Here is an 8,587-nt window from a genome sequence, read left to right on the forward strand (position 1 = left end):
ACAATAATGGCTTACCAATGACTTAATTCATCATTGGTAAGCTAGTAATCATTAATTGTACTTCCTTGTCTTTTAAATAATTAACAGTATGAATCACCCTTCATCATAATTACGACCTAAACGATCAATCGATTCTAGTACAAATCTGTCTCTCATTCTTACGAAGTTAAGTGCTTATTGAAGAGCAGATTTATTTTCGATTGACTTTTCTGATTGTTTCTCTCTAAAATTTTTCTCTATAACAAAAGTCTTTAAATTTTCAAGTTGTCTTTCTAAATTTTGATTAAAAGATTATACTCTCGCATAGCCAATAATCATTGATTCCTACCTCATAATTAATATACACCCTAATCATACATTCTAGTTACTGTTTATTCAACAACTTCATTTGTATAATTAGGGTGTATCCTGTCTAGTTTTTTAGCTTTCTTAAAACTTAGTAATATTTTTATTTATCTTTATTTTCTTGGTTATTTAAATTATTGAGATAACGATAGATTGTTGTACGTGAAACTTTCCATTGCTCTGCAATAGTTTTAATGGGGGTGCCATTATCATAAAGTGTTTTGAGTAAATTTAAGTCTTTTTTATTCAATTTTTCAGGTCTTCCACCATAACGTCCTCTGGCGCGAGCTGCAATTCGTCCAGCTGAAGAACGTTCTAAAATTAAATTCCGTTCAAACTCTGCAAACGCTGCGAATAAATGAAATAATAATTGTCCTGTAGAACTTGATTTATCCATTGTTATATTTTCTTCTAAACTATGAAAACTCACGCCTCGATTATTAAGTTCATTAACTAATGTGATTAAATCTGCCATATTACGTCCTAGTCTATCTAGCCTCCAAACAACAATCGTATCTCCTGACCTCGCAAATTCAATGGCTTTATCTAAACCAGGACGTTTACTTTTTGCTCCACTTATATGATCGCTAAATATTTTTTCACAACCATATTGATTTAATCGATCTTCCTGCAAATTCAAATTTTGCAAACCAGTTGAAACTCTTGCATAACCTATTTTCAAAATACGAACCTCCTATATGTATTTTCATTGTACCATAACTTAATTCTAACCATATTTATGAACATAGATTTTGTGTTGGGTTATTGAACACTAAAATATGTATACTAGCTATATATATAGACACAAAAAAAGAGTGTACAGAAAATGGTTATTTTCTGTACACTCTTTTTTTATGTCAAATACAATCTTATAACAATTATTAAGAAGATCTTAAGGATTCTAACTTTTTAGTGATATCTTGCATAACATCAGCAAGCGTAATACTACGCATTTCATTTTCCATACTTTGCTGAATTTTATCTAACTTTGAGTCCATTGCCATATGAATATTACTCCCAATCGGACAGGCTGGATTAGGATTTTCATGGAAGTTAAACAAATTATCTTCGTTTACAAGTTCTACTGCTTTATAAATATCATAAAATGTAATTTCACAAGGTTTTCTTGAAAGAGTAATACCAGTTTTTCCTTGACTAATACTAATGATACCAGCTGCTTTAAGATTTCCCATAACATTTCTTACAATAACAGGATTCACACCAATACTTCCGGCCAAAACGTTACTGGTCACTTTTTCATATTCTCCTAAATAATTAACTGCCGATAAAAGATGAACCCCTATCGTAAATTTACTTGAAATCTGCATCACAACAACCTCCTTCTTGTAATGTATTCTCTTACAAGAAAACTGTCAATGCAGATTATTTTTGTTATTCTCCAACAACACTAATTCTTTCTTTAATATGACTACCTGATTCAATCTCGTCAATCACTGCGATTGCATAATCCGCGTAAGAAATAACACTCTCACCTTGACCGTTAAGGATCAACTCTTCGCCACCTAGTGTATATTTTCCAGTTCTCTCACCATCTGCTTGGAAATCTGCTGCAGGACTAATATAAGTCCATTTAACATCATCATACTCACGAAGATCATTAAGAGCTTTCTGATGTGCATTAAGTACTGGCATGACTTCATCTGGGAAAGGTGTAACATCTGCAACAGTCTGAGTATGTTCTGCATTAACAAATAAACTTCCTGCTCCCCCAACTACCAATAATCTTATTTCTAAGCCTTGCAAAATTTTTGCTAAATGGTTAGCTGCATCTGGAATAATATTAACCGTTTCCGGAGTCAAACCTCCTACTGCATCAACAATTACATCAAATTCTTCTATATCTTTTTTTTCAATATCATAAACATCTTTGATAATTGCATCATTTGTACGTGTTTTATTTTCCCCTCTAACAATGGCAGTAATATCCATGCCACGATTCAATCCTTCTTCTACAATTAATTGACCTGCTTTACCATTTGCTGCTACAACTGCTATTTTCATTATAATATCCTCCTTCGGTAAATACCTGATTTCAAAACTTGTAACTTAATAATTACAAGTTAATTCTAACAAACCTTCCCTTACTTGTAAAATATTTAATTACAAGTTATGTGTTTAAATTGAAAAACTCACGTTCGAATCGTATATTGTACACTTTTAAGACAATGCTACTTCCAAGTGTTCTATAAATCTTCAAAGATTCATGATATAAAAAATGAGTACAAACTAAATAGTTGTACTCATTTAAAAAGTAAATCCATTCTCATGTAGTAAGTAAAATTTATAGTAACTAAAACGTATGATTAGAGTGTACTCTTATTAAACAAAATTATTATCCACTAAAAAATCCACTCTGTTTATTTTTAAGTTTAATTAATATATTATAAATATAAAAAGGGGAGATTATATGGTTAAGAAGATAGATTTTCATATTCATACTGTATCTAGTAATAAAGATTATGAGTTTACATATTCATCTGATTGGATTCAAAATTATGTAAAACAAGCTAATTTAGATGCTATAGCTATCACTAATCATGATTTATTTGATGTAGACAACTTCAATAAAGTTAAACAAGATTTACCTAATACTACAGTGTTTCCTGGTATAGAGTTAAGTTTAGAAGATGGTCATGTAAACATAATTTTTTCAGAAAAAAATATTGAACACTTGAAAAACTTTTCAGAGTGGTTACATAATCAAAATGAAAATAAAAAATTACTTACTGAAGATTACTGTAAGAACATGAAATGTTGGGAAGATGCTATTTACATTTTTGAAATGGGGAAAAGCAATTCTCTATCTGTACCAACAATAATAGAAAATTCTTCAGCAACTGTAGTTGGTGGAGTATCAAACCAATTAAAATTTCAAGCTCTATATAGTCAAGATAATTTAATTACTCCTGTACTATTCAGTGATGCGCATGCAGCAAAAAATGATCTAGAAAAAGAAAGAAATGATATAGATTTATTAAAAATGAAAAATACCTATTTACAAATAGATAACTGTACATTTACTGAAATTAAAAACTGTATGGCTAATAAAAAAGGTATTAATACAAATAAAGATAATTTAAGTAATATTATAGAAATTCAAGAACACAATGTTTCAACCGGAATGAACCTAATAGTAGGAAAAAGAGGTACTGGAAAAAGCAAATTTTTAAAACGTATTAAAAAACAGTATGATCCAGAAGATTACTATGCAATTGATCAGTTTGAAACAGCTCAAGCAGATAAGTATATAGAGAAACAAAGAAAAGTTCAAGGTAATTCATCTTTTAATAGATGGAAAAGACAATATGAAATACAGTTTAATGCTATCGAAGAATATTTAAATAGAGATGAATATGAATTCGAAGGAAAAGTAGAACAATATTTAGATAGTGTAAAAAAATTTGCTACTGATAACGCAAAAAGCCGTTCAAAGTCCAAGTTTAGACTTAACAAAGAAAGTAATTTTGAAATGATACCTATTCAGAATTTAGAATCTTATATCACTAAAATAGAACAATTACTAAAAAGTAATGACTTATGGACACTTTTAAAGAACTCTAAAGAAAAAAGAAAAGTTTTCATTGAAACATATAACGAACTTAGAAATATGTTCATAAATAAAAAACTGAAAAATCAAATTAAATCAGAGGTAAATAAAATACTTGAATCGGTTAAAAAAACCGTCCAATTAAACACAGGGATAACACCAATTAAAAATTGTGACTTTTCACCAATAATTCAAAAGGCACATATTGAAAAAGAGATAATTAATTTTATGCAGAATATCATTACTGAACAAGAACTCATGAGAGAACAAATATACGATTACCAAATTGTAGTCAAGATATCACCATTTCAAAACGCTTCTCAATTTAAAACTGATATATCTACGTCAGATGCAGTAAAAGATGATATTATAATTCCTTATCAGAAAAAAGAATATATCAAATTTTTAAAGAACTTAAAAAATAAATCATTTTTTAAAATTTCAAACTTAGCAGACTACTTTGTTCATTTAAATGTTGAACTACTAGACTCTGATGGAACTCCTGCTTCTGGAGGGCAAGCAGTTGGATTTGCTCTAATGATGAGATTAGAAGAATCTAAAAGTTATCCAATAATACTTATTGACGAACCAGAAGCATCACTTGATAATACATATATTAAAGATGAATTAATACCTGCCCTAAAAAAATTAGCTACTCACAGTACTATTTTCTTAGTTACACATAATTCTACATTAGGCGCATTAATAAATCCTGATTACTTAATAATTACTACAAAAAATAATAAAAATGATTATCAAGTACTTACTGGGGAGTTTTCATCTAACCTTATATCAAATAATTATGGTTCTTCCGAAAACAGCTATGATAAATTTGTTGAAGCTATGGAATCAAGTATAGAAACTTATCAAAAGAAAGGGGAAACCTATGAAAATCTTAGAACAAAATAATACAAATACATACTTCTTAGTTAAAGGGGAAAGAATTTCTCCTCTTAATTTATCAAAGAATAACTTGTTAGATATTATGACTGAAATGTACAACACTTCAGAAGATATATTAATTCCTAGCAATGAAATAATAGATAATATCAAAAACCCCATAGAAAAAGACATCGTTGAACAAATTGTTAATAAAATTTCTGACTTTAAAGATAATATTAACAATATTAAACATGAAGTAGAAACACAGTTCCCTAAAATTAATGAATAATTATAATATATTTCATCTTTTGCATTTCTCTACTAACCAGTGTTATAATTTAGTTAACAAGGAAACTAGCATAGATGCACCAATCCCCTCACTACTGCAATAGTGAGGGGATTTTTAGGTGTGGCTATAGTCGCCTATTTATTATTGCGATTACGTAGCCAATGCGTAAATAACGCAATAATACAACCACTGATGACTGTGGTCGTGATGTGAACAAGGATTTCTAGCATAGATTAGCACCTCCTCTCTGCGTCTGAATTGACGCCTGAGAGATAGGCGACCTATATATTATATCATCTCCGCATATACGATGATAGATAACTTCCGATAAGTGAAATTATGTTTTTAAATATCTATTGGTCTGACTTAATTTCATTCTTATGATTTTAGAGATACATTTTTTCTATTAAAGTCTATTAATGATTTATCTTTATTATTTTTTGCTCTTCTCATATACTAATTTATTTTTTCCTAACCAAGATTGATATAAAAACTTAATTATGGCAATAAAATACATGAAAATAGTAATTGGGAATATAGATATAATTATTCTAAACATTACTACTCTTTTTCCTAAGTTAAAAGTCCAGACATTCATTATCATTTCAATGCAACTGAAAATTCCAACTAAAGAAACTAATATTATCAATATAAAAAATAACCATCTGCTCCATATAGGTAATGTTTTAGTTTCTTCTATAGCCGACCTATTAAGATTAAATATAGATTTTGCTTTCGGAATAAATGTAACTCGTCCCTCTCTCTGCTTAATTGAATCAACATCTTCTTCATATTCTTTTTTATCATCTTTATATATTATTACATCCTTATTTTTTGATTTATCTCTATTCAATACCACATAAGCTATTTTTTTCCCTTTTGTGTGTTCCAATTCTATTTCATAATATCTCTTCTTTTTTAGCCAAAATGGCATTAAGAAAAAAGCATATACTGTAGAAAAAGTTGTTAATATTAAAATTAATTGATAGATATCTTTTTTATATTTAATCAGATTTTCAGGCTTAATATTTATATAGAAGTCTCTAAGTTCCACTAATATAAGTAAATCTATCAATAATATTACAAATATAAACCTAAATATATTATTAAATATTCGTTTCATTTTTTCTTTCTTTTGGTCCATTCTTCTTTCAGTCCCTTTAAATTGGCTCAGTATAATACCAACTAATGGAACAAGCATACTAATGATTTGTAAAATAATTTTACTGATGTCTATTTGATATTTAATATTCATTTCTATTTATCCTTTTATTATTTTTGAAATAAATTTATTTCAAAGGAGTAATATTAAAGTACTCTAGTAGAAATAAACCTGCACTCTTATCGTCTTTATCTTTATCAACAAATAATAAAGTCATATTTTCTAAATCATACAAATACCTATCTATATCATAAGTATCTTGTACTCTTTCTTGATAAACTTGTACTAAATCATAATATTCTGTTGGATTAACTATCTTTTTATTGTCTAAATTGATATCTTGTTTAGCCATCCTTTTTGATCGTTCTTCTACTAATGATCGTTTATGTTACTCGCCTGATTTCTAAATATATAAGTTATGTTTTCCTATTAAATACTATACACTTCTTTTAATGTGTTCATTTTTATTCCATATAATAATCTTTTTTTCTGTATATTTCATTCAAATGTTTAGCGTATGTAGTTTGTACTGAAATAGTTGATATAATCTCTAATCTTTTATGATCCCACTTTGATTTTTATTATTTTAATTATGCTACACACTTCACATAAACCAAAAATCTTATTTCTATAGGTACACATTACTTATCTTATTGCATACCCCCCTTATATTTATAAGTTTTTAATAGCACTAAACTTATTTATTTTCCATTGCTAAATTAATAATATATTTAGGATGAGTAATAGCGTATTCATATTCTGGTAATAGATCACTATTTATAAATGCAATAAGATTTTCTATATTTCCATCTACATATTTAGATAAGAAATTTCTATAAGCAGAATTACGTTCATATGATCCAGATTTATAAGATATTAATAAATCATGAAGATTTAAAATAAACTCCTTATCTATATCAGTATGGCTTAGTGTCTTTTCGACACATTCTTGTTCAAGTCTTTCTAGCTTTTGGTATTTTTCTTGAGGGCTTATAGACATATCATTCTTTAAATCGTTTGTTTCATGTCTGACGAACCTAAAGCTGCTTTTTAGTAATGAAGTCATTCTTAATGCTTCTTTATTACTTAATTTATTCATACTATAAAACTCCTTTTATATTTGTACTATAGATTAATTATCAATATTTATTATATCAAATCCTTCATTTTAATAAAATGTTGCTTCATAGCGCTTTTAAATGAAACTATTTTTAACATTTAAGAAATAGATGCTTTATTCCAATTGCTTTATTGACGTTGAGCCTCGGAACCCTTAACAATCCCAAAACTTGTCGAATGGTCGGCTTAATAGCTCACGCTATGCCGACATTCGTCTACAAGTTTAGTTAAGAGTTCTTCTCAACTTCAATAAATTTTCTCGGCATAAATGCGTGTCCAATCTTTTTTAGAACGACTAATCAAAAAATAATCTAAAAAATCACAAACCAAAATTAAAAAAAATAAAAAAGCCTAAATACTCTCTCGATTTGTGAGAAAGTATTTAGGCTTTTTGAATTAATAAATTTCTTACTTCTTATGTTTATTTAACAATTAGTACTGGGACAGAACTTCTTTTAGCAATCTTATGTGTAACATCTCCTAAAACATGTTTAATATTCAAATCGACTCTATGATTACTCATAATTACTAAATCAAATTCACCATTATTTATATCTCCAGAAGTAATTTTTTCTAAGATTGTATCTTTAATATGCCCAAAATCTACATCTATTTTATATTGAATATCTCTTTTTTCTAATTCACGTAAAAATGGAGTGAGTTTTTTTTCTTTTTCTCTAATAATATCTTTTTTATGCTTATTATAATATTTGACATTAATTGCAAGATCATTTTCTGTTACAACGTGATAAATTACAACAACTGAATCTTCATCGGTGACTTTTTCTAAATAGTCAGGAATAGCACTAAAATCATTTTCGAAATCATAGGGTAATAATATATTTTTGAACATCTACACCAGCCTCCTATTACTTATATATACCCTGAATATATATGCTTATTCTGGTTCTGTTGCAAAGTAAAAAATATAGCTAACCACTAATTTATCATGTCAGTGTTCGCTTAACTTGCTAGCATGATGCTAATTTCGTGGCATGGAGAAAATCCGTAAATCTGAAGAGATCTGCGGTTCTTTTTATATAGAGCGTAAATACATTCAATACCTTTTAAAGTATTCTTTGCTGTATTGATACTTTGATACCTTGTCTTTCTTACTTTAATATGACGATGATCTTGCTCAATGAGGTTATTCAGATATTTCGATGTACAATGACAGTCAGGTTTAAGTTTAAAAGCTTTAATTACTTTAGCCATGGCTACC

Annotated in this window: 11 protein-coding genes and 1 pseudogene; 2 read left to right on the top strand and 10 right to left on the bottom strand. The window is 28.1% G+C overall.

Annotated elements, in window-relative coordinates:
* Positions 1-25: 25 nt before the first annotated feature.
* From ACVBFA_RS11500 to ACVBFA_RS11515, 4 genes and pseudogenes are all read right to left on the bottom strand, one after another.
* Positions 26-318: pseudogene (locus tag ACVBFA_RS11500) on the bottom strand (recombinase family protein); the annotation flags it as partial.
* A 130-nt stretch (positions 319-448) separates the two neighbouring features.
* Positions 449-1,027, bottom strand: a complete 579-nt coding sequence (locus ACVBFA_RS11505) for a recombinase family protein (protein ID WP_408020787.1) — start codon at positions 1,025-1,027, stop codon at positions 449-451.
* A gap of 199 nt (positions 1,028-1,226) precedes the next feature.
* Positions 1,227-1,673, bottom strand: coding sequence for an Rrf2 family transcriptional regulator (locus ACVBFA_RS11510; RefSeq protein ID WP_303521625.1), 447 nt, complete (start codon positions 1,671-1,673; stop codon positions 1,227-1,229).
* A gap of 64 nt (positions 1,674-1,737) precedes the next feature.
* Positions 1,738-2,367 carry an NAD(P)-dependent oxidoreductase gene (locus ACVBFA_RS11515; protein WP_447158856.1) on the bottom strand — a complete coding sequence of 210 codons (630 nt, stop codon included), beginning with the start codon at positions 2,365-2,367 and terminating at the stop codon, positions 1,738-1,740.
* 406 nt (positions 2,368-2,773) lie between these two features.
* Here ACVBFA_RS11515 and ACVBFA_RS11520 point away from each other — a divergent pair, with 406 nt between their 5' ends.
* Positions 2,774-4,822, top strand: coding sequence for a hypothetical protein (locus ACVBFA_RS11520; protein ID WP_447158857.1), 2,049 nt, complete (start codon positions 2,774-2,776; stop codon positions 4,820-4,822).
* Positions 4,800-5,084, top strand: coding sequence for a hypothetical protein (locus tag ACVBFA_RS11525; RefSeq protein ID WP_447158858.1), 285 nt, complete (start codon positions 4,800-4,802; stop codon positions 5,082-5,084). Before ACVBFA_RS11520 ends, ACVBFA_RS11525 begins: the two co-directional genes overlap by 23 nt.
* A gap of 134 nt (positions 5,085-5,218) precedes the next feature.
* Here ACVBFA_RS11525 and ACVBFA_RS11530 read toward each other — a convergent pair whose 3' ends face one another.
* The 6 genes from ACVBFA_RS11530 to ACVBFA_RS11555 all read right to left on the bottom strand — a co-directional run.
* On the bottom strand, positions 5,219-5,314 hold the full coding sequence (locus ACVBFA_RS11530) for a type I toxin-antitoxin system Fst family toxin (RefSeq protein ID WP_000889978.1): 96 nt from the start codon (positions 5,312-5,314) through the stop codon (positions 5,219-5,221).
* Positions 5,315-5,517: 203 nt separating this feature from the next.
* Entirely contained in the window at positions 5,518-6,339 is an 822-nt protein-coding gene (locus ACVBFA_RS11535; protein ID WP_126122320.1) for a hypothetical protein, read from the bottom strand.
* A gap of 34 nt (positions 6,340-6,373) precedes the next feature.
* Positions 6,374-6,598 carry a hypothetical protein gene (locus ACVBFA_RS11540; RefSeq protein WP_237624192.1) on the bottom strand — a complete coding sequence of 75 codons (225 nt, stop codon included), beginning with the start codon at positions 6,596-6,598 and terminating at the stop codon, positions 6,374-6,376.
* A gap of 345 nt (positions 6,599-6,943) precedes the next feature.
* Positions 6,944-7,345, bottom strand: a complete 402-nt coding sequence (locus tag ACVBFA_RS11545) for a hypothetical protein (RefSeq protein WP_126122321.1) — start codon at positions 7,343-7,345, stop codon at positions 6,944-6,946.
* 441 nt (positions 7,346-7,786) lie between these two features.
* On the bottom strand, positions 7,787-8,218 hold the full coding sequence (locus ACVBFA_RS11550) for a universal stress protein (protein WP_107508927.1): 432 nt from the start codon (positions 8,216-8,218) through the stop codon (positions 7,787-7,789).
* A 110-nt stretch (positions 8,219-8,328) separates the two neighbouring features.
* A partial coding sequence (locus ACVBFA_RS11555) for a DDE-type integrase/transposase/recombinase (protein WP_142298186.1) occupies positions 8,329-8,587 on the bottom strand: 259 nt, incomplete at its 5' end.

Source organism: Staphylococcus sp. MSU001 (assembly GCF_052976705.1).

Bases quoted from the DNA above. Each gene is read 5' to 3' on its own strand.
- ACVBFA_RS11535 (WP_126122320.1), bottom strand. From the start codon at position 6,339: ATGAATATTAAATATCAAATAGACATCAGTAAAATTATTTTACAAATC.
- ACVBFA_RS11510 (WP_303521625.1), bottom strand. From the start codon at position 1,673: ATGCAGATTTCAAGTAAATTTACGATAGGGGTTCATCTTTTATCGGCA.
- ACVBFA_RS11550 (WP_107508927.1), bottom strand. From the start codon at position 8,218: ATGTTCAAAAATATATTATTACCCTATGATTTCGAAAATGATTTTAGT.
- ACVBFA_RS11515 (WP_447158856.1), bottom strand. From the start codon at position 2,367: ATGAAAATAGCAGTTGTAGCAGCAAATGGTAAAGCAGGTCAATTAATT.
- ACVBFA_RS11530 (WP_000889978.1), bottom strand. From the start codon at position 5,314: ATGCTAGAAATCCTTGTTCACATCACGACCACAGTCATCAGTGGTTGT.
- ACVBFA_RS11525 (WP_447158858.1), top strand. From the start codon at position 4,800: ATGAAAATCTTAGAACAAAATAATACAAATACATACTTCTTAGTTAAA.
- ACVBFA_RS11545 (WP_126122321.1), bottom strand. From the start codon at position 7,345: ATGAATAAATTAAGTAATAAAGAAGCATTAAGAATGACTTCATTACTA.
- ACVBFA_RS11520 (WP_447158857.1), top strand. From the start codon at position 2,774: ATGGTTAAGAAGATAGATTTTCATATTCATACTGTATCTAGTAATAAA.
- ACVBFA_RS11540 (WP_237624192.1), bottom strand. From the start codon at position 6,598: ATGGCTAAACAAGATATCAATTTAGACAATAAAAAGATAGTTAATCCA.